Here is a 19,097-nt window from a genome sequence, read left to right as displayed (position 1 = left end):
TAGAATAATAATAGTTCTCACTCCAAATTATAATTTAATTTTGACTTGAGACGTTGAATCAACAATGGTTTTCATCTAAAATCAAGATTTATAGCCATTATTTTAGCTTGACTAAAAGCTAAATCTTTGACATAAATTAAGTAAGAAGTGGGCAGCTTTATCAAAAAACTTATTGAGTTAGCTATAGAGCTATTTTTAAGATTAATTAGAGATAAACATAAGAAAACTGTTTTCTCCGTTATCGGTTCTGCTCCTGTAGCATTTAAGATTTCAAATTCTGTTCTTCGCTGTTCAAAAAAATACAATCATGCCAAAGTCACATTCAAACCATTCGGATTGTTGCGGTCATGATGACGATCATAGTCAGGTTAATCACAACCCCAGAGTCCATAATCATGACCATGACGATGACCATGACCATGACCATGATCACGGGCATAATCATGGTGACGGAGACTTCAGCCTCAAGAAGGAACTAGCTCCTGTTGTTTTAGTTGTTATTCTGTTTATCCTCGGTTCAATTTTTGAAAAACAACTTCACGATACGCCTTACTCAGTTGGCGAATATCTGGTTTTCATCCTTGCCTATCTCTTAAGTGGCTGGAATGTCTTGACTAGCGCTGGTCGCAACATCCTTAAAGGCAGAGTCTTTGACGAGAATTTCTTGATGACTGTGGCGACCTTGGGCGCAATTGCCATTCACAAACTACCAGAAGCCGTCGGCGTAATGTTGTTCTTCAAGGTTGGCGAATTATTTCAGGAAGTCGCAGTTAGTCGTTCTAAAAAATCGATCAAATCTCTTTTAGAGATACGCCCTGACTATGCCAACTTGCAGACGAATGGAAAAATCGAAAAAGTATCACCAGATCAAGTAGCGATCGGGGATGTTATCCTTGTCAAGCCTGGGGAAAAGATTCCCTTAGACGGTGAGATTTTACAAGGTACTTCTCAACTCGATACATCGGCTTTAACCGGAGAATCAGTGCCTCGCACTGTGAAAGTTAAAGAATCCGTGATGGCTGGGATGATCAATAAAACGGGTGTTCTCAGTATCAAAGTTACCAAACTCTTTGGTGAGTCTTCAATCTCTAGGATTTTGGAACTGGTACAAAATGCCTCTAGCAAAAAAGCTAATACCGAGAAATTTATTACCAAGTTTGCCAGATACTACACACCATTTGTCGTTTTTGGTTCACTAGCAGTGGCTCTACTTCCCCCTCTATTTATTTCAGGAGCAACCGCAGCTGATCGATATCTATGGGTTTACCGCGCCCTCATCCTGTTAGTTATTTCTTGTCCCTGTGGACTCGTCATTAGCATCCCACTGGGATACTTTGGTGGTGTTGGGGGTGCTGCCAAGCGAGGGATTTTAGTCAAAGGCTCTACCTTCCTAGATACGCTCACAGCCGTTAAGACAGTCGTTTTTGATAAAACAGGAACCCTGACTAGAGGTGTTTTCAAAGTAACGCAAATTCAACCTCAGAATGGGTTTAGTGAAGCCGAGTTACTTGCTCTGGCCGCAAAGGTAGAATCGCAATCTAATCATCCTGTCGCTCAATCTATCCGAGAAGCCTATGGGAAAAAGATTGATTTATCTGAAGTTGAAGATTACGAAGAAATAGCCGGTCACGGCATCCGAGCTAAGGTACAAAACAAGCTAGTTATTGCTGGAAATGACCGCCTGTTGCATCTAGAAAACATTGAACACAATACCTGCAATGTTGAGGGTACAGTCGTTCATTTAGCGGTAGATAATCGCTACGTTGGGTATATTTTGATTGCTGACGAAATTAAGCAAGATGCGGCACAAGCAATTATTGCCCTAAAGAAACTGGGTGTTAAGCAAATCGTGATGTTAACGGGAGATAATGAGGCAGTCGCTGCAAATATTGCTCAAAGGTTGGGTCTAGATTCTTACGTAGCTGGGTTACTGCCTGAAGGAAAAGTTGATGCAATTGAAAAACTCCTTCAAGCAGCTGGAAAAGATCATAAGGTTGTCTTTGTCGGTGATGGAATTAATGATGCACCCGTTATTGCTAGAGCCGATGTGGGTATGGCGATGGGTGGGCTAGGCTCTGATGCGGCGATTGAAACGGCTGATGTTGTACTCATGACAGATGCACCTTCAAAAGTAGCTGAAGCAATAAAAGTTGGCAGAAAGACTCATCAAATTGTTTGGCAAAATATTATTTTTGCCATGTCTGTCAAAGCTGTATTTATCGTACTGGGTATTCTTGGAGTTGCAACCATGTGGGAGGCAGTTTTTGCGGATGTCGGTGTCGCTTTAGTTGCCATCTTTAACTCAACCCGAGTCATGAGCGCGAATTGATCTGGAAATAACAATGCTAATAGATACTTGCAACCTGCTCTTGTAACTAATGTCTTTCATTAATTGCGTTTTGAGTTAAATAGTGTCATGAGTCGCCAACGTTCTACTTCTTGGATTCATCGCTGGTCGCGTCTGCTAATAGCAGCGATCGCCACTGTGGGTGTAGTAGTAACAGCTTATCTAACAACAGTCAAGTTAGCAGGAGGAACGGCTGTCTGTCCTACCAGTGGATGCGATCGGGTTCTCTCAAGCCCTTATGCCACGGTTTTTGGTCTACCTCTCACCCTGTTTGGCTTCCTCGCCTACGCCAGCCTGATAGTTTTTGCAGTTACTCCTCTATTGGTGAAGTCAACACATAAGAAAGAACTCCCTTCAAAACTAGAGAGCTGGACCTGGCTGTTGATGTTTGGAGGTGCAACAGCAATGATGATTTTCAGCGGCTACTTGATGTATCTACTAGCTTTTCAAATCAAGGTAGTTTGTATCTATTGCGTCGCCTCAGCACTCTTCTCCACCAGCCTATTTGTACTAATTTTAATCGGTCGTGATTGGGAGGACATTGGGCAATTGTTTTTCATTGCGATCGTAGTTGGGATGATTACCCTAATTGGGACGTTGGGTATTTATGCTAACGTTAATAACCCTGTTGCTAGAATCAACAGTTCTGTTTCTGGAGAAGCAGGCTTACCTATTACCACCACTTCCGGCGCAGCAGAAATAGGTCTAGCACAGCATTTGAAACAGGCGGGAGTCAAAATGTATGGAGCATACTGGTGTCCCCACTGCCACGCGCAGAAGCAACTGTTTGGTCAAGAGGCGTTTGGTCAAATCGATTACATTGAGTGTGACCCCAAGGGCAAAAACCCACAGACAGACCGCTGCCAAGCCGCCAAAGTTAAGGGCTATCCAACCTGGGAAATCAATGGTCAATCTTACTCTGGTACACAATCTTTGGAGAAACTAGCAGAGTTATCTGGCTATAGCAAACCCCGTAATTTTAAGAATACGGTCTCTCAACCTTAGCTTAGGAATTGCGAAGAAAGCTTTATAGAACAACGGGTTAGAGAATACAAATTGCTTCTAGTTTTATCTGCTACTTATAGCAACTGTAGCAATCCGATATCTGTAGACTGTGAAGTGAAATTTTTTGAACGAGGTGAAGATTATGAAGTGTCCTATTTGTCAGATTGAACTAAGACGGGCAGATCGTCAGGGGGTTGAAATTGATTACTGCCCTGAATGTCGAGGAATTTGGTTAGACCGTGGTGAACTTGAGAAACTGATTGAACGATCAACTACGATGCCCTTTGAAGGTGAAGATCATCGAGGTGGACATTATAGAGAAGGGGATCGAGGTAGGCATCAAAGAGAAGAGTATCGAGGTGAGCGTAAACGTAAATCATTTCTAGGAGAATTATTTGATTTTTAATTAGCAATTTCTCTTACCGAACGCTCTTTTTTCAGTGATGTCCAAATTGGCTTAGTTTTCGTATTGAATCAAATGATTTCTAATGAAACGACACATTTATCAAAAGAATGTTCTGATGTTAACAACTTGATCGCTGATCGTGACGACAGACCATCCCATCTGAGCCATACAAAATTTACACAAGCTACACAAAAGCTACGGCTCCTTTGGATGGTTTTGGGACTGCGGAGTATTTTTTTCGTGGTGGAACTGGGAGTTGGCCTAATTAGCCACAGCCTTTCACTTCTAGCTGGTGCGGGGCATTTACTCTCGGATCTGGTTGCTCTGGGATTGACGCTACTGGCAACAAAGCTGGCGCAACGTCCTGCCGTAGGTCAGGCTACCTTTGGATATCAGCGCTTAGAAATTTTGGTAGCGCTGTTGAATGGATTGGCACTGATAGCGATCGCACTCTTCATTGCTTGGGAAGCCATCAATCGCTTCCAATCCCCAGAGCCATTGTTAGGCTTACCGATGCTAATGGTAGCAGGACTGGGTTTTGTAATTAACAGCTTGAACATCGGCTTGTTACACTCTGATAGCTATCATGACCTAAATCTGCGGGGTGCTTTCCTTCATGTAATTGCCGATGCTGCCAGTTCTGTGGGTGTGATTCTAGCGGCAGTCTCCGTTTACTACTTCAATTGGTTGTGGGCAGATGCCGTCGCCAGTTTACTCGTTGCCTGTCTGATCACGCTCAGTGCTATCCCCTTAGTTCGGGATAGCTTGAGAATTCTGATGGAATATGCTCCTCACGATCTTGACGTGGCTAAGGTTGAAGCCGCCCTGAGTTCTCTTGCAGGCGTCCGACAAGTGCAAAAGCTACACATCTGGACAATTACATCTGGGCAAGTGGCGCTATGCGCCCAATTAGCTGTGGAATCTCTGAGTGCTCAGGAGCGGGATAGACTGATCTTTCAGTTGCAAAACTACTTAACTCAAGAGTTTGACATTGGCGAATCTACCGTACAGATAGTAGCTTTTGATGAAAGCGATGTCGTTAGCGTTGAGGGAATATGTAATTAATCAATTAATGTAGTATTTATGACAAATATTGATATTAAATAGACAGTCAATTCCGCAGGCGCTGTTTGGCTATACGCAAAGGCTATATGTCTTTCAGGCACTAAGTTATGGGGTGTTACTGATTACATCTGAGGGTATTTATTTCCAAAGCCTATCAGGTCAGGCAATTTTTCCAACAAGAAATAGCAAGTCGGCTCGAAACTGAGAATTGGATATTATGTCTTCCATTAAGCGTTTCAATAACCATAGAGGGTACAACATTGGCTAGCGTACTCCTGAATGTGTTGACCTACACCCTGATCCCCGTGGCATCGGCTACCGTAGGTGGGGTAATTGCTGCATGGCGAACGCCGGGAGCGAGGCTAATAAGCTATGTCCAGCATTTTGCAGCAGGTGTGGTAGTGGCAGCAGCAGCGGGTGAATTGTTGCCGAATGTAGTCCACGAAAAGTCGTTATGGGCGGTCGTGATTGGTGGTGGACTTGGAGTTTTGGTAATGCTTGCCGTGAAGGAACTGGCGAAGAAAGCCGAAGGCTACATAAGTTTGATTGCAACGGTGGGTGTAGATGTTCTGATTGATGGACTTATTATTGGGATTGGGTTTGCGGCGGGAGCTAAAGAAGGAATTTTGCTCACGATTGCTTTGACTATCGAACTTTTGTTCCTCAGTTTGTCCGTTGCAGCTATGCTCAGCCAAGCTAAGGCATCGCGTGGGAAGGTAATAGCTACAACTTTTGGGATTGCCTTGTTGCTCCCACTCGGTGCTGTGATAGGTGTGGTTTTGCTTGCGGGGCTTTCAGGTTCTACATTGGCAGGATTCTTTGCGTTTGGGCTAGTTGCACTGCTGTACTTGGTAACAGAGGAACTGCTAGTTGAAGCACATGAAATACCCGACACACCGTTAACCACTGCCACATTCTTTGTGGGGTTCTTGTTGTTAATTATTATCGAGGAAACGCTGTAGTAGGTTGATTGATGTTAGGGAGATTTAATAAAAAAATGCCCCTGTTGAGGCGCGCCCTGGGGGCAAAAGCGCCAAAATAAGCGTCATGTAGCAACAATTTTCTTGATATGCAAGAGTGCTTTTTTTCGCGGGCTTGTGCCTTATGGACAAAAGCTGGGTATAGGGGAGAAGCTCAGATGAGAACTCTCGACAGTAAATTGATCAAATGCCGACACCTAATTTGAACTTTGCTTATTTTGCTCGCTATCCCGCACCCGCGCGGTTAGGTATCTTTGTGCTGGCTTTGCTTGTACTATGGCTACCTTTTGCTGTACCCATCTACTTGCTTTTGGGTACTGGCAATACAGTCAGTATCATTACGATGCTCGTGTTGTATAGCGATTTCGTGTTTCTCCTGCGACTATGGGGAACAAAAGTTCATTTCTTACCCCACCCACTTGAGAGTCACGGTTTAGTACGAACTAGGAAGAACGGGTTGGAGCTATTAAAAGGACTATGTTTGGGACTAATCAGCCTTTTGTGCCTGTTTTTCTTGGAAGCTAGATTTGGCTGGTTAATTTGGCAACAAACTCCCCAATTTTTACCCAAGATTATACTGGAAGGATTGCTTGTAGCTTTGGGAGTTGGGTTAGCAGAAGAGCTGCTGTTTCGAGGCTGGCTGGTAGATGAGTTGCAATTTGATTATGGTTTCAAAGCGGCTTTATGGGCTAGCAGCACCATTTATGCAGCATTACATTTCATCAAACCTTGGGCAGAAATTTTGCGGACTTTACCTAGTTTTCCAGGGCTGTTGCTGCTTGGTCTAACATTGGGGTGGGCAAGGCAATTGTGTAAAGGGCAGTTAGGATTTGCTATTGGATTACACGCAGGTTTAGTTTGGGGCTACTACATTATCAATGTAGGGGATTTGTTATTATACACAGGTCAAGTTCCCGTTTGGATAACGGGTATTGACCACAATCCCCTAGCAGGCATAATGGGGTTGCTGTTTCTTAGTTTAATCGCTCTGGGATTACGCGTAATTTCAGTAATTAAAGGACGACATAAATACAGTTAATTAATATGCCTAAGCCAGTGAGTCACCTATCAAAAGATTGGTTTCGGGCGGAACTTTTTCAAGGAAAGTCTTAAGTAGAATTTCATCTTCTAGAAATAAGTGATGATTAGAAACTTAGGCTACTGAAACTTAACCTATGCAATCATTAACCTATGCAATCACAAAATAACTTAATAGTGATAAGTTGATCAACTCTGACATCAAACAAAACTTAATTCTAAATGTAACTAGGCATCGGTTGAATATGCTGAAGAGAATAGACAATAGTAATGGTAAGAAATGAATCTGTAGGGCGCATATTGATGTTGCTCTGTTTTGGTACAGCAATTCTATCTCTCGCTGTCCATTGGCGTATTAGTACTTCTATGAAACCTTATAGTAAGGTGGCTACAGGTGGAAATTCCATATCTATTGGAGCTTCAGTAGCAAAGACACCAAGGAGCTTGATACAGAGTGAAAAACAAAATACAACTCTAAATAACTTGCTTCCATCGTTATTGGCTCAAGTTTCAGCTAAACAAAAACCATCCAGTAACCTTGCCGCTAATGAGACACAAGTAGTCGTTGATTTAAGCGATTACCGAGTCTATATTTACCGTTTAGAGCAGGTAATAGCTAGCTACCCAATAGGTGTAGGTAAGAAGGGTTGGGAAACTCCTACAGGTTCTTTCCAGGTAATACACAAGCAACTCAATCCTATCTGGCGTCACCCGATTACTGGCAAAGTATTTCCACCTGGCCCTGATAGTCCTTTAGGAGACCGATGGGTTGGTTTTTGGTCAGATGGACGTAATCAAATTGGCTTTCACGGTACACCGGATAGTGGACAAGTAGGCACTGCTGTATCCCACGGTTGCTTGAGAATGCGTAATCCTGATGTCCGATTGTTATACAAGCAGGTAAAAATGGGGACACCAGTGGAGGTACGCCTTTAATAAAGATTAGCGATCGCCAAGCAATTGTTCAGGCTTATGGAGGTAGTATACAGGTTGCCTAGTTTTGTAGATGGTTCCACTCAGCACTCTAGTACAGGTTATACCAACATCTTTGTAACTATAGCTGGTAGCGACTATCCAGTCATCTTTACAACTTGCTGCTCGTCCGCTCCAACTCCAGATCGTTCCAAGAGGTAGGGTCTTCCAGCGGTTCCAAGTGCGTTGTCACACTGGTTAGAGGCAATGCCTGAATGATGGCAAGCTCAATCGCCTCGCACAAATCATGCCCCTGCCGCACTGTCCAAGCTCCAGGCACGAGAACATGGAAGGAGACAAAGCGGCGCGTTCCAGCAATACGAGTTCGCAGCGCATGAAATTGGATACCTTGAGGTTTGTATTCGTCTAGGATTCCAAAAATTCTGTCAAGCTCTTCTTTGGGTAAGGCAGCATCCAGTAGCCCTGAACCAGTTTCCCGCAGCAAACGAAATCCTGTCCAGACAATGTTTACTGCTACAAAAAGAGCGATAATCGGGTCAAGCACTTCTAAGCCTGTTACCTTGACTAAAAGAATTCCAAGTACTACACCACCTGAAGTCCAGACATCAGTAAACAGATGGTGAGCATCAGCCCGGAGTGTAATCGAACGTAACCGCCGCCCCGCCCGCAGCAAGACAAAGGCAACAACGCCGTTGACTGCCGTTGCCAACAGCGAGAGTACTAATCCCACCCCAAGCTGTGTTAGCGGTTCTGGATGCAACAAGCGCCCCCAAGCTTCGATCGCTATGATGATGGCTGCCACTATAATCAACGTGCCTTCGGCTGCACTAGAAAAGTATTCAGCTTTGTCATGCCCAAAGGCGTGTTCTGCATCGGCTGGTTTGGCAGCATAAGTCAATGCCCACAGTGCAACCGATGCTGCCACAAGATTTACGCATGACTCAATGGCATCTGAAAGCAGCCCTACTGAACCAGTTAGCAGGTAAGCCCCAAACTTCAGGGCAATTGTGACGATCGCCGCTGCAATCGACAAAAAAGCGTAGGAGCGAGCTGTTCGACTACTCATTAAGGTTAAGTAACAGAGATGAGCGAGCTAACAGTAACAAATCTTGCTTTAACCTTCATCATCCCTAAGATGGCTACCGAGAGCTGACTATACTAAATTGGGAATGAAGTACTAGCTTGCCCTTGCTTTCGGTGTTTGCCTCTGTTGTATTAGCAATCCTATTGCCATACCAATGCCGACAATGGCAGTAAAGTAAAATAAACCAATCAACCGGATATAAATCGGTGGTGCAATTCCTTCAACTTCTACCTCTTGGGCTACTTTCACTGGTGAAAATTGACGACTAGAACCCGGTAGGGGAGTTGCTGACACCTCACAAAGTTGAGGTGAGCCATCAAAAAATTGTTCAAGCCATGTTAACTTGCCTTCTGGGTTCGGAATCCCTTTGTAGGCAAAAACTGTTAAATCATGTTCCAGGGCGATCGCTTTGACTTGCAACGTGACATCTTTAATAGGTTGACCTGTGTTGCTATCCTTTACCTGCACTGTTGAGAGCAATTCAAAATGCTCTTTTTTATGCCTGAGTGCATACGTGAATATCTATATTGAGTATAGTGATATTTCTGCCAGTTTTTTTCACATTATGAGAAAATTATGAAAATCTTTCCGGCAGAATAGATGACTATCCCAGAAAACAAACCCAGCTTACCAGAGGTTCACCGTAGCATCAGAGTCCCCAACAGCAAGAGCTTTTGGCGCAAAATGCTGGCTTATGCAGGGCCAGGATATCTGGTTTCAGTAGGATACATGGACCCTGGAAACTGGGCTACAGACATCGCTGGGGGAGCCAAGTTTGGCTACACCTTATTGACAGTCATTCTGCTGTCGAACCTGATGGCGATATTACTGCAATCGCTCTGTGTGCGTTTGGGTGTTGCTACAGGGCGAGATTTAGCACAGGCTTGTCGAGATTATTTCAATGCAAGAGTTAACTTTTGTTTGTGGGTACTGTGTGAAATTGCTATTGCGGCTTGTGACTTGGCAGAACTACTGGGAAGTGCGATCGCCCTGCAACTTTTATTCGGTATTCCCTTGATATGGGGTGTGTGCATCACTGCGCTGGATGTCCTGGTATTGTTATTCCTGCAACACAAAGGCTTTCGCTATACAGAAGCCTTGGTAATAATGCTGGTAGCAACCGTAGGCATCTGTTTTACAGCAGAAATTCTGTTCTCCCGACCTGATATGGGAGGGATTTTATTGGGATATCTGCCCAAAGGAGAAATTTTACAAAACCCAAAAATGCTCTACATTGCTATTGGCATTTTAGGCGCAACAGTGATGCCTCACAACTTATATTTACACTCTTCTATTGTGCAAACCCGTGATTGGCAACCTACTACTGAAAAAAGATGGGAAGCAATTAAGTTTGGCACAATTGATTCAACTTTTGCTCTATCGTTGGCACTGTTTATCAACTCAGCGATTTTAATTGTGTCTGCTGCTACATTTCATTTTTCTGGTAATCAGAATGTGACAGAAATTCAATCAGCTTACAAACTGCTTTCACCATTGTTAGGTGTTAGTGCTGCTAGTGCCATCTTTGGGATTGCCTTACTTGCTTCTGGGCAAAGTTCGACACTAACTGCAACCCTGGCTGGGCAGATTGTCATGGAAGGCTTTCTACAATTTCGCCTTCCATCCTGGTTACGGCGTTTAGTTACCCGTCTGCTTGCTATCATTCCAGCGTTGATTACAATTATTATCTTTGGGGAACGTAGCACAAGCAGCCTCATAGTTCTTAGTCAAGTTATCCTTAGCTTGCAGTTACCCTTTGCAGTAATTCCATTGGTAATGTTTACAAGTAACCGTCGCTTAATGGGAGAATTTGTAAATCCTTTGTGGCTCAAATCTCTAGCTTGGCTGGTTGCTATTATTATCGTCGGGTTAAATGTTTGGTTGCTATTACAAAGTATTTTGGTTTGGCTGGGTTTAAATCTCTAAATCTGTTTAAACCGCTTAGGATGGATCTAGTCGAGGACAATCCCGTGCATCTGTCTTGATATATCTATCAAGGAGAAAGTCAAGCTATGAACTATATTCACAAAGCTACTATCATCTTAGGAATAACAACTAGCGTACTGAGTGGAATACCTGTTGCTGTCTATGCTGCACAGGAAGCACCAACGCGCATCCAACAGATGAATTTTCAGGAATACTATAACCAGGGTGTGCAAAAGCTTGAGCAAGGTAACTTCAACGACGCAATAGAAGATTTTAGTCGAGTAGTGCAGTTAAATCCCCTATACTACGAGGGTTTCTGCCTAAGAGGTTTGGCAAAGTCTCAATTAAAAGACTTTAAAGCAGCCGTTAGCGACTTTGATCAAGCACTGCGATTAAATCCCAATCATACAGATGCTTACAACGGTCGGGGGACTGCTCATGCGGAACTAGGAAGCATTCAAGCGGCGATTACTGACTTTAACCACGTAATAAAAATTGATCCGAAGTCTGTAGATGCTTACTACAATAGGGGCTTTTTGAATTATAGACAGGGAAATCATAAACTGGCGATCGCAGATTTTAACCAAGCACTACAAATCAACCCCAACTTAGCTGATGCCTACGGCAACCGAGGACTTGCTGAATATGCTTTAGGCGATCGCAAAAGCGCCATTAATGATTTAGAGCAAGCTGCAAGTCTGTTTCAACGGCAAGGAGATACCCCAAGGTATCAGCAAACACAAGCTCTCCTTCAGCAGATTCAGATGTAACTAATTCAAATAATTGTCAAACCCAACTTTTCAAAAAACCTTACGAAATAGTTGGGTTATTCAATTTTGTTATCGAATTGTTGAGGAAACTATGGGCTGCTTTAGCTCAATTTTTTCCAGTTATTACCGCCATTTTGTGATTGAAAGACATTATTGATAGTCTGCTGATTTAGCTCATACGCGCCAAAGGGTAATACCCGCTTGTGTTGTCACTTTCTCTATTATTTTTCCCCAGGCGATTGAATTGTCTGATAAATGAGACTTGGGTATGATAACCGAGTTCGACTTTAATAAAAATGAACTTAATTCTGGATAAAATTTAGTTTTTGTGAATAGCGTTACCCTTGGCTATACAATTAACTCTAGATTGGGTACTTATTTTGGCTAGAATATAAACACTTAAGTCTGTTTGATTGTTAGATAAATTACCGTTGCTTTAGCCCGGTGAGGATGTCAAGACAGGAAGTTTTGAAAGAAGTTCCTAGACGATAACATTTGCGGATCATATCTAAGGCAGAGTATGGTAGGCGCAATCGAAGTGGGTAAAACACGGGGAGATATAGGCAGTAATAAGCCTTTTTCAGGTCATTCCACTTTGAGCAGGCTTCTGGATGCAGAAAATCTGATATGTCTACGACTAATCCTTTGCCTTGGTGCATCATGACATTACGACCGTGGACATCATGAGGGTGGAGTCCACGACTTTGAGCATAGTCAAGAGCTTTATCGATGTCCTGTATTACTTGTTTGGGAATAGGTAAACCCAAGTACATACAATCATAGAGCGTTGTTCCATAAAGCCGTTTCAAGACTAAAAAGGCATCTTTGGCATAGAAACATTCAGAGAATGCCGGATGAGAACCTAGACGATGGTAAACTTCTACGTCCTCTTCATAGCCTGGCCGTCCCGGGGCATAAATCTTGACTACAGACTCAGGGTGGTTAGGGTGATAGACTACTGCGGCATAATTTCCTTTACCAAGCAGCCGCCAGGGTTTTGGAAGATAGCTAACCTTGATTGGATTCCGGGGATTGACGCTTTCAATTTGTAAGCTAGGCAGTAGTTGCTGATAAATACTTTCAAGCAGCTGCTTTGGAGGCGATTTGTCCATATTGGATTGGATAAGTATATTACACCCAAGAAGAAATTAAACTACTTTATGTCAACTATTACGGTAACAATTAGAATCACGTAAAATCATCAAAGTTGATGGTTTAGTCACAAGGCCCAAAAATTCATCCCACGCTTCCCGAAGGGACAGACGTGGGGCAACTTTAAGTTAAAGCTAAAAATTTCATCTCAATTTCATCTTCATTTGGGAGAGTAGGTAAAGTACTTGATCTTTAAACTTACTTAGCTGCACAGCAAGCAGACATCCCTTAAAACGTTTAAAAATGCTTGATTCTATTGTTAAATGGTCGATCGCTCAACGCTGGCTAATAGTTTTTGCTTCCATCCTCATATCTGTTCAGGGCTTTCTCGTCCTTACGCAAATGCCACTGGATGTATTTCCCAACTTTGCCCCGCCCCAGGTCGAAATTATGACGGAGGCCCCAGGACTTGCAGCAGAAGAAGTTGAGTCCCTAGTCACCCGGCCAATAGAAAGTGCCATTAACGGTACCCCTGGACTGGAAGCATTGCGTTCTTCCTCGGCTGTAGGTCTTTCTGCTGTGAGAGCCACTTTTAGGTTGGATACAGAAATTTACCGCGCCCGCCAATTGGTGACGGAACGGTTGCAACAAGCACGCAGTCAACTACCGCAAGGTGTAGAAGATCCAGAGGTTCTTCCCGTTAGTTCCCCTTTAGGGTGGACTGTCAAATACGCCTTTACCTCCGAAACCACTCCAATAATGGAGGTATGGCGGATTGTCAACTGGCAAGTGAAGAACCGCCTGCTGGCTGTCCCTGGTGTAAGTAATATTGTTGTATTTGGTGGGGATGAGCGTCAGTATCAAGTGTTGGTTAACCCTGATAAGCTGAAAGCGTTTAATGTTTCCCTTGATGATGTCACCAAGGCAGCACAAGCAGCTAACGCCAATGCACCAGGGGGATTTTTAATTACTCCTGACCAAGAGACATTGGTGCGAGGGGTAGGGCGGATTGAATCTATTGAGCAGTTGAAAAAATCAGTAATTAAAGCCAAAAATGGCACGCCAGTTCTGTTGGAACAAGTGGCGGATGTACAAATAGGTGCAGCACTCAAACGCGGCGATGGCAGTTTTGCGGGTAAAAAAGCGGTAATTTTGACAGTCAACAAACAGCCAACAGCAGATACGCCAAAAGTAACGAAGGCAGTTGAGACAGCAATCGAGGAAATTCAAGCCGGTCTGCCCAAAGATGTCAAAATTACAACTACTTTCCGTCAGGAAGATTTTATCGAAGCCTCGATCAAAAACGTCGAAGAAGCTTTGCGTGATGGCACTATCATCGTTTCTATTATCCTGATTCTGTTTTTGATGAATTGGCGCACGGTAATCATTAGTTTGAGCGCCTTACCCGTATCCTTATTATTAGGAATGATGATTCTGAACTGGACAGGACAAGGCATCAACACCATGACTTTGGGCGGACTGGTTGTGGCTATTGGTTCAGTAGTGGATGATGCCATTGTAGATATGGAAAACGTCTACCGCCGCTTGCGGGAAAACCAACTAGCGGGTAATCCCATTCCACCATTGCAAGTAGTCTTCAATGGTTCAGTGGAGGTGCGGGTTAGCGTCCTCTTCGCCACAATTATTATTGCAGTTGTCTTCGCACCGATTTTCGCCCTCTCTGGTGTGGAAGGTCGAATTTTTACACCAATGGGTTTAGCCTATCTGCTATCAATTGCTGCTTCCACCCTAGTAGCGCTGACATTAACCCCAGCAATGTGCGCCCTGTTGCTAACGAATACAAGATTACCTAGTACAGAAACTTGGTTGGAAAAACAAACCCATAAACTTTACCGTCCAGCTTTGAAATTTTCTATGCGCCGCCCCAAAATTATTTTGGGAATGGCAATGGCTGGCTTTGTGGCTTCATTGGTAATTATGCTGGGTTTAGGGCAAGTTTTTTTACCAGAATTCCAAGACCGCTCCTTGGTGATCGCCGCAGTTTTAATGCCTGGTCAATCTCTGGATGCGACTAATCAAGTAGGGTTAGCGATCGAAGAAGCCCTGAAAAAAAATCCTGGGGTTGAAACGGCTCAATTGCGCTCTGGACGCGCTCAGGGTGATACTGAGGTGGCTGGTGTAAACGGTGCGGAAATAGATGTCCAACTCAGCGAGGAGGGGGCAAAAGATCGAGACAAGACGATTGAAACGATTCGTAAAGAGTTTGAAAAAATTCCCGGAGTCGTTCCCAATATCGGCGGGTTCATTTCGCACCGGATGGATGAGGTACTCTCAGGTGTACGGAGTGCGATCGCTGTGAAAATTTTTGGCCCCGATTTAGAACAACTCCGCACCCTTGGTCAACAAGTACAATCAGCTATGGGCCAGGTTTCGGGTCTAGTAGATTTGCAACTAGAACCGCAAGTACCGATTAAACAGGTACAAATTCAATTTGACCGCGACGCAGCAGCCCGCTATGGTTTAACTATTGGTGAATTGTCAGAGATAGTAGAAACTGCACTGAATGGGCGAGTCGTTTCCCAAGTATTGGAGCAACAACAAACCTTTGATATGGTGGTTTGGTTGCAAGAAAAATACCGTAACAATATTGAAATTATCGGTAATTTGCTAGTTGATACACCCAACGGACAAAAAATTCCCTTAGCTCAAGTCGCAAAAATCAACTATGGTACAGGCCCCAATACCATCAACCGCGAAAACGTCTCCCGCTATATTGTTGTATCCAGCAACGTAGGTGGACGAGATTTAGGTTCTGTAATTAAGGATATTCGGGAGAGAGTTAAGCAACAGGTGCAATTACCCTCTGGATATTTTATTGAATACGGCGGTCAATTTGAAGCACAAGAAGGAGCGACAAAAACTTTACTTTCGGCTGGTGGATTAGCTTTTGTTGCGATCGCAGTCATACTTTACTTTGCCGTCAAGTCAATTCCTGCAACCATCATGATTTTAATTAATTTACCCTTGGCGTTAATTGGTGGTGTGGTTTCCATTGCCTTGACAAGTGGCATCATTTCCGTAGCTTCAATGGTAGGATTTATTACTCTATTTGGTGTGGCAGCACGTAACGGACTTTTGTTGGTTGAGAACTACAATGCAAGATTGGCAGAAGGACAACCTTTACCGCAGGTTTTGATGGAAGGTTCGATGGAACGCTTGACTGCTATTTTAATGACAGCGTTAGCATCTGCTCTGGGTATGGTGCCATTGGTAATTGGTAGTGGCGCTGGAAAGGAAATTCTTCAGCCACTAGCCGTTGTAGTATTAGGTGGATTGTTTACCTGTACCGCTTTAACCCTGTTAGTACTTCCAGCTTCCTATGTGCAGTTTAGGAGATTCTTAGTACCAAGAAAGGCTGAACCAATTATTCAGCCAGAAATTGCACGAGAAGCCAGAGCCTAATACAGCTTGGCGGAATTTGCAATGGGCTACGCCTCACTACGCTAACGGAATTAGGAATTCCTAATTCCTAAAGGTTTCATTGATTTGAAATAGGTGGTTTACTTACAACGTGCTGTATTAGTTTTTAATTTACAAAACATCAAGGAGTGTGAATTCATGAAATTTCTGAAAACCAGTTTAGTAATTGTTAGCAGTGTAGGATTAATTTTTTTGGGTGCTTGTAATGGTGGGAATCAAGCTGCTAACTCGGAAAGTGCTACTAAAACAGCAACTACAAAAACAGCTGCCAAAACTGAACCCGTTGCTAAAACTGGGGAAGCGCATAATGAAAACGACGGTCATGCTCATGATGAAAAAGGCGATCAATCTAATAATGGAGAGCATAAGGGTCAAGTTATAGAGTCGGGCAAATATCATTTAGAGTTCAAACCAGATATAGAAAAAGATTCTACTCATTTAGATATAAGCGTACACGGCGAGCAGGACAAAGCAATTACTGATGCCAAGCTCACGGCTCAAGTTCAGCTACCAGATGGCAGTAACAAAACCCTACAAGTTCCTTATAATAACGACGAGAAGCAATATTCAGCAAAGCTACCTGCAACTGCAACGGGAGAGTATAAAGTTGTGATTCAAACGGATGTCAAAGGTGAAAAATTTAATGGCCGCTTTACCTTTAAACGATAATCCGAGCAAATAAATAATTAGCGATAATAGACCTGTCTTGAAAATAGGGAGTGGGGAGTAGGGAGTAGGGAAAATAAATTTTCATTGCTCCTTGTGAGTGCAACTCATGGAATCTCTTGCAAAAATAAATTATGGTGCAATGGGGGATTTTAAAAATTTGCTTTCTATCTCTATCAGACATCCTAATGAGGTAACAAAAGTTCTCTGTATAGATTCTGATATGGATTTTTTCTAAAACTCTTAAATGTACCACAAAATAATTATGCAAGAGGTCTAATAGCAATATAAAGATAACCTGAGTTCGGGTTAAGCCAGAAGCTAAAAAGCTTATTCTGCAAGGATTGAGCAAAACTCTAAGTGATATAAGAAGCGAGTAAAGTGGAATCATTTTGTCAACATGGCTTACAAATGAGACTGAATATCAACAATATGCCTTATTGAGAATAGATTAAAACAGAGCTTCAGACCGAACAATGAGAAATCAAGGGTTTTGAGGATTTCTTATCCCGAACTCAGGTTAAAGATAGCTATTGTTCACCAACACAACTACGGTAGCCTAACAGTTATAGCGATTCACGACCTGGTGAGATACATTTTTAAAGCTACTAAACCTTTGCTAAAAAAACTTAGGTGTACCTCAGCTGCTAATGTTGAGAAAGACCCGGGTAATGAATAGCTTAGTAGGCAAGGGGGAGCTAAACTGCCCCTTCAAGTATTACTTAATTGGTGTTCTAGGTTGAACCTGGTAACGAGGTTTTGGAGGCTCCGCTTTCTGGCTATTGGGACTGGCGTATACTTGAGTTGAATAAACTCGTTTTGAAATTACTGCCTTTGAATGTCTAAATTTTTGGTAGAGAGTGAATTATTCAGTTAAATAATTATAGCGATTCTCGATCAGATGAGGTATATCCTCAAAGTTGAAATGATTTATATATGAAGTTATAAATATACCTCACCAGCATAGGAAACGCTATATGACAACATGGAAACAATTAACAATTTATGTTAGCGAGTTTGATTGTTGGGAACATCAACCCCTTCATCAAATTCTGCTCGGAATGGCTCGCAGACAAGGATTAACAGGGGTAACGGTAGTGCGAGCAATTTCTGGATATGGCAAACATGGCGTTTTTCGTACTCTAAATGAACTAGACCCGTCTACTGAGTCATCTGCATTACCGCTTCTCGTTACGGTTATTGATAGTGAAACTGCAATAACCGAATTTTTTTCCTTGGTCAAACATATGCTTAAAGACAAGTTTGTTACTTGTCAAACCATAGAAGTTCTCTCCACCGGAGTGTGAAAAACAGTCATGTCTCATAATCATAGTCATGGACACGACCACGGTGGCAGTAATTACAACCGCGCCTTTGTTATCAGTGTTGCCCTTAACACTGCTTTTGTCGTCATTGAGGCAACCTATGGCATTGTTGCTAACTCCCTTGCCTTGATTGCCGATGCAGGTCACAATTTGAGTGATGTTTTGGGTTTACTACTTGCTTGGGGAGCAAGCATCCTCGTCCGTCGTCGCCCGACATCACGTCGCACCTACGGGCTGCGTCGTTCTTCAATTTTGGCTGCGCTTTTAAACGCCGCTTTTCTCCTAGTTGTTTCTGGCGGTATTGGCTGGGAAGCAATTCAACGGTTTCGTGAACCTGCTCCGGTAGCAGGAGGAACGGTAATTACAGTAGCAGCTATAGGAGTTTTCATTAATACAGTAAGTGCTTTGATGTTCTTGTCGGGGCGTAAAAGTGACTTGAACATTAGAGGCGCATTTTTGCATCTAGTTGCAGATGCTGCGGTATCTGTAGGGGTTGTACTAGCTGGTATTGCAATTATTGCTACAGGTTGGCTGTGGTTTGATCCAGCGGTGAGTTTGATTGTTACTGTGGTGATTGTAGTTGGCACTTGGGGACTTTTGCAGGAATCCTTGAATTTGATTACAGATTCTGTACCAGCGGGAATAGAACCTTTGGCTGTCCGTACTTATCTAACCGAACTCCCTGGCGTGGCTCAAGTTCATGACCTACATATTTGGGCAATGAGTACCACAGAAACAGCGCTCACTGTTCACCTTGTCATCCCAGCAGGTTATCCCGGTGATACTTTTTTAGCACGGGTAGTCCGTGAGCTTCACGATAATTTCAGCATTGAACACCCAACCATTCAGGTGGAGACAGGCGATCCGAGTTACCAATGTCCTTTCGTTCCTGACAACCTAATTTAAGTCAATTGTTAGCTAGCTTGAAAAATAGCTTAGGGCGGAGGTAGGCAGCAAGATATGTTGCTGTAGTTGGAAAAATTCGCTCTTCAGCAAGTAATTAACATCACTAGTAGTTG

The 19,097-nt window shown here is 43.2% G+C and carries 15 protein-coding genes and 1 pseudogene; 13 read left to right on the top strand and 3 right to left on the bottom strand.

Translation table 11 applies throughout. The features are described 5' to 3' along the window. The first annotated feature begins 307 nt into the window (after nucleotides 1-307). The 7 genes from AACW45_RS29460 (at nucleotide 308) to AACW45_RS29430 (ending at nucleotide 7,777) form a co-directional block, all read left to right on the top strand. The gene (locus AACW45_RS29460) at nucleotides 308-2,329 is read left to right on the top strand and encodes a heavy metal translocating P-type ATPase (RefSeq protein WP_190636559.1); all 2,022 of its coding nucleotides are present in this window, start codon (nucleotides 308-310) and stop codon (nucleotides 2,327-2,329) included. 87 nt (nucleotides 2,330-2,416) lie between these two features. Further along, entirely contained in the window at nucleotides 2,417-3,352 is a 936-nt protein-coding gene (locus AACW45_RS29455; RefSeq protein WP_190636557.1) for a vitamin K epoxide reductase family protein, read from the top strand. A 142-nt stretch (nucleotides 3,353-3,494) separates the two neighbouring features. After that, nucleotides 3,495-3,758 (top strand): TFIIB-type zinc ribbon-containing protein, encoded by a 264-nt coding sequence (locus tag AACW45_RS29450; protein WP_190636555.1) that lies wholly within the window; start codon nucleotides 3,495-3,497, stop codon nucleotides 3,756-3,758. Between the two features lie 72 nt (nucleotides 3,759-3,830). Further along, nucleotides 3,831-4,823: a cation diffusion facilitator family transporter gene (locus tag AACW45_RS29445; protein WP_190636553.1), complete on the top strand. Its 993-nt coding sequence runs from the start codon at nucleotides 3,831-3,833 to the stop codon at nucleotides 4,821-4,823. A 260-nt stretch (nucleotides 4,824-5,083) separates the two neighbouring features. Continuing rightward, nucleotides 5,084-5,785 carry a ZIP family metal transporter gene (locus AACW45_RS29440; RefSeq protein WP_103125709.1) on the top strand — a complete coding sequence of 234 codons (702 nt, stop codon included), beginning with the start codon at nucleotides 5,084-5,086 and terminating at the stop codon, nucleotides 5,783-5,785. A 205-nt stretch (nucleotides 5,786-5,990) separates the two neighbouring features. Beyond that, nucleotides 5,991-6,842, top strand: a complete 852-nt coding sequence (locus tag AACW45_RS29435) for a CPBP family intramembrane glutamic endopeptidase (protein ID WP_190636551.1) — start codon at nucleotides 5,991-5,993, stop codon at nucleotides 6,840-6,842. A 269-nt stretch (nucleotides 6,843-7,111) separates the two neighbouring features. Further along, the gene (locus tag AACW45_RS29430) at nucleotides 7,112-7,777 is read left to right on the top strand and encodes a L,D-transpeptidase (protein ID WP_199331261.1); all 666 of its coding nucleotides are present in this window, start codon (nucleotides 7,112-7,114) and stop codon (nucleotides 7,775-7,777) included. 148 nt (nucleotides 7,778-7,925) lie between these two features. Here AACW45_RS29430 and AACW45_RS29425 read toward each other — a convergent pair whose 3' ends face one another. Together AACW45_RS29425 and AACW45_RS29420 are read right to left on the bottom strand one after the other, a co-directional pair. Further along, nucleotides 7,926-8,840: a cation diffusion facilitator family transporter gene (locus AACW45_RS29425; protein WP_190636549.1), complete on the bottom strand. Its 915-nt coding sequence runs from the start codon at nucleotides 8,838-8,840 to the stop codon at nucleotides 7,926-7,928. A gap of 111 nt (nucleotides 8,841-8,951) precedes the next feature. After that, nucleotides 8,952-9,326: pseudogene (locus AACW45_RS29420) on the bottom strand (hypothetical protein); the annotation flags it as partial. Between the two features lie 132 nt (nucleotides 9,327-9,458). Between AACW45_RS29420 and AACW45_RS29415 the strand changes: the two are divergent. Both AACW45_RS29415 and AACW45_RS29410 read left to right on the top strand, forming a co-directional pair. Beyond that, nucleotides 9,459-10,784, top strand: a complete 1,326-nt coding sequence (locus tag AACW45_RS29415; protein ID WP_190636546.1) for an Nramp family divalent metal transporter — start codon at nucleotides 9,459-9,461, stop codon at nucleotides 10,782-10,784. Nucleotides 10,785-10,870: 86 nt separating this feature from the next. After that, the gene (locus AACW45_RS29410; RefSeq protein ID WP_190636544.1) at nucleotides 10,871-11,554 is read left to right on the top strand and encodes a tetratricopeptide repeat protein; all 684 of its coding nucleotides are present in this window, start codon (nucleotides 10,871-10,873) and stop codon (nucleotides 11,552-11,554) included. A gap of 425 nt (nucleotides 11,555-11,979) precedes the next feature. Here the strand turns inward: AACW45_RS29410 and AACW45_RS29405 are convergent, their stop codons facing one another. Next, nucleotides 11,980-12,666 (bottom strand): serine/threonine protein kinase, encoded by a 687-nt coding sequence (locus tag AACW45_RS29405; protein WP_190636542.1) that lies wholly within the window; start codon nucleotides 12,664-12,666, stop codon nucleotides 11,980-11,982. 283 nt (nucleotides 12,667-12,949) lie between these two features. Here AACW45_RS29405 and AACW45_RS29400 point away from each other — a divergent pair, with 283 nt between their 5' ends. The 4 genes from AACW45_RS29400 to AACW45_RS29385 all read left to right on the top strand — a co-directional run bounded on the left by AACW45_RS29400 (nucleotide 12,950) and on the right by AACW45_RS29385 (nucleotide 18,984). After that, nucleotides 12,950-16,069, top strand: coding sequence for an efflux RND transporter permease subunit (locus AACW45_RS29400; RefSeq protein ID WP_190636540.1), 3,120 nt, complete (start codon nucleotides 12,950-12,952; stop codon nucleotides 16,067-16,069). 156 nt (nucleotides 16,070-16,225) lie between these two features. After that, the gene (locus tag AACW45_RS29395) at nucleotides 16,226-16,756 is read left to right on the top strand and encodes a hypothetical protein (protein ID WP_190636538.1); all 531 of its coding nucleotides are present in this window, start codon (nucleotides 16,226-16,228) and stop codon (nucleotides 16,754-16,756) included. A 974-nt stretch (nucleotides 16,757-17,730) separates the two neighbouring features. Next, entirely contained in the window at nucleotides 17,731-18,060 is a 330-nt protein-coding gene (locus tag AACW45_RS29390; RefSeq protein WP_190636535.1) for a DUF190 domain-containing protein, read from the top strand. 9 nt (nucleotides 18,061-18,069) lie between these two features. Further along, nucleotides 18,070-18,984 (top strand): cation diffusion facilitator family transporter, encoded by a 915-nt coding sequence (locus tag AACW45_RS29385; protein WP_190636533.1) that lies wholly within the window; start codon nucleotides 18,070-18,072, stop codon nucleotides 18,982-18,984. The last annotated feature ends 113 nt before the right edge of the window (nucleotides 18,985-19,097 follow it).

Source organism: Calothrix sp. FACHB-168 (assembly GCF_963889195.1).
Taxonomy (GTDB): domain Bacteria; phylum Cyanobacteriota; class Cyanobacteriia; order Cyanobacteriales; family Nostocaceae; genus Aulosira; species Aulosira anomala_A.
The sequence above is the reverse complement of the archived record's forward strand: the minus strand, read 5'-3'. Positions and strand labels throughout refer to the sequence as shown.

Coding starts and splice junctions, on each gene's coding strand:
- AACW45_RS29410 (WP_190636544.1), top strand. CDS start 10,871: ATGAACTATATTCACAAAGCTACTATCATCTTAGGAATAACAACTAGC.
- AACW45_RS29455 (WP_190636557.1), top strand. CDS start 2,417: ATGAGTCGCCAACGTTCTACTTCTTGGATTCATCGCTGGTCGCGTCTG.
- AACW45_RS29435 (WP_190636551.1), top strand. CDS start 5,991: ATGCCGACACCTAATTTGAACTTTGCTTATTTTGCTCGCTATCCCGCA.
- AACW45_RS29415 (WP_190636546.1), top strand. CDS start 9,459: ATGACTATCCCAGAAAACAAACCCAGCTTACCAGAGGTTCACCGTAGC.
- AACW45_RS29445 (WP_190636553.1), top strand. CDS start 3,831: ATGATTTCTAATGAAACGACACATTTATCAAAAGAATGTTCTGATGTT.
- AACW45_RS29405 (WP_190636542.1), bottom strand. CDS start 12,666: ATGGACAAATCGCCTCCAAAGCAGCTGCTTGAAAGTATTTATCAGCAA.
- AACW45_RS29460 (WP_190636559.1), top strand. CDS start 308: ATGCCAAAGTCACATTCAAACCATTCGGATTGTTGCGGTCATGATGAC.
- AACW45_RS29450 (WP_190636555.1), top strand. CDS start 3,495: ATGAAGTGTCCTATTTGTCAGATTGAACTAAGACGGGCAGATCGTCAG.
- AACW45_RS29425 (WP_190636549.1), bottom strand. CDS start 8,840: ATGAGTAGTCGAACAGCTCGCTCCTACGCTTTTTTGTCGATTGCAGCG.
- AACW45_RS29400 (WP_190636540.1), top strand. CDS start 12,950: ATGCTTGATTCTATTGTTAAATGGTCGATCGCTCAACGCTGGCTAATA.
- AACW45_RS29390 (WP_190636535.1), top strand. CDS start 17,731: ATGACAACATGGAAACAATTAACAATTTATGTTAGCGAGTTTGATTGT.
- AACW45_RS29385 (WP_190636533.1), top strand. CDS start 18,070: ATGTCTCATAATCATAGTCATGGACACGACCACGGTGGCAGTAATTAC.
- AACW45_RS29395 (WP_190636538.1), top strand. CDS start 16,226: ATGAAATTTCTGAAAACCAGTTTAGTAATTGTTAGCAGTGTAGGATTA.
- AACW45_RS29430 (WP_199331261.1), top strand. CDS start 7,112: ATGGTAAGAAATGAATCTGTAGGGCGCATATTGATGTTGCTCTGTTTT.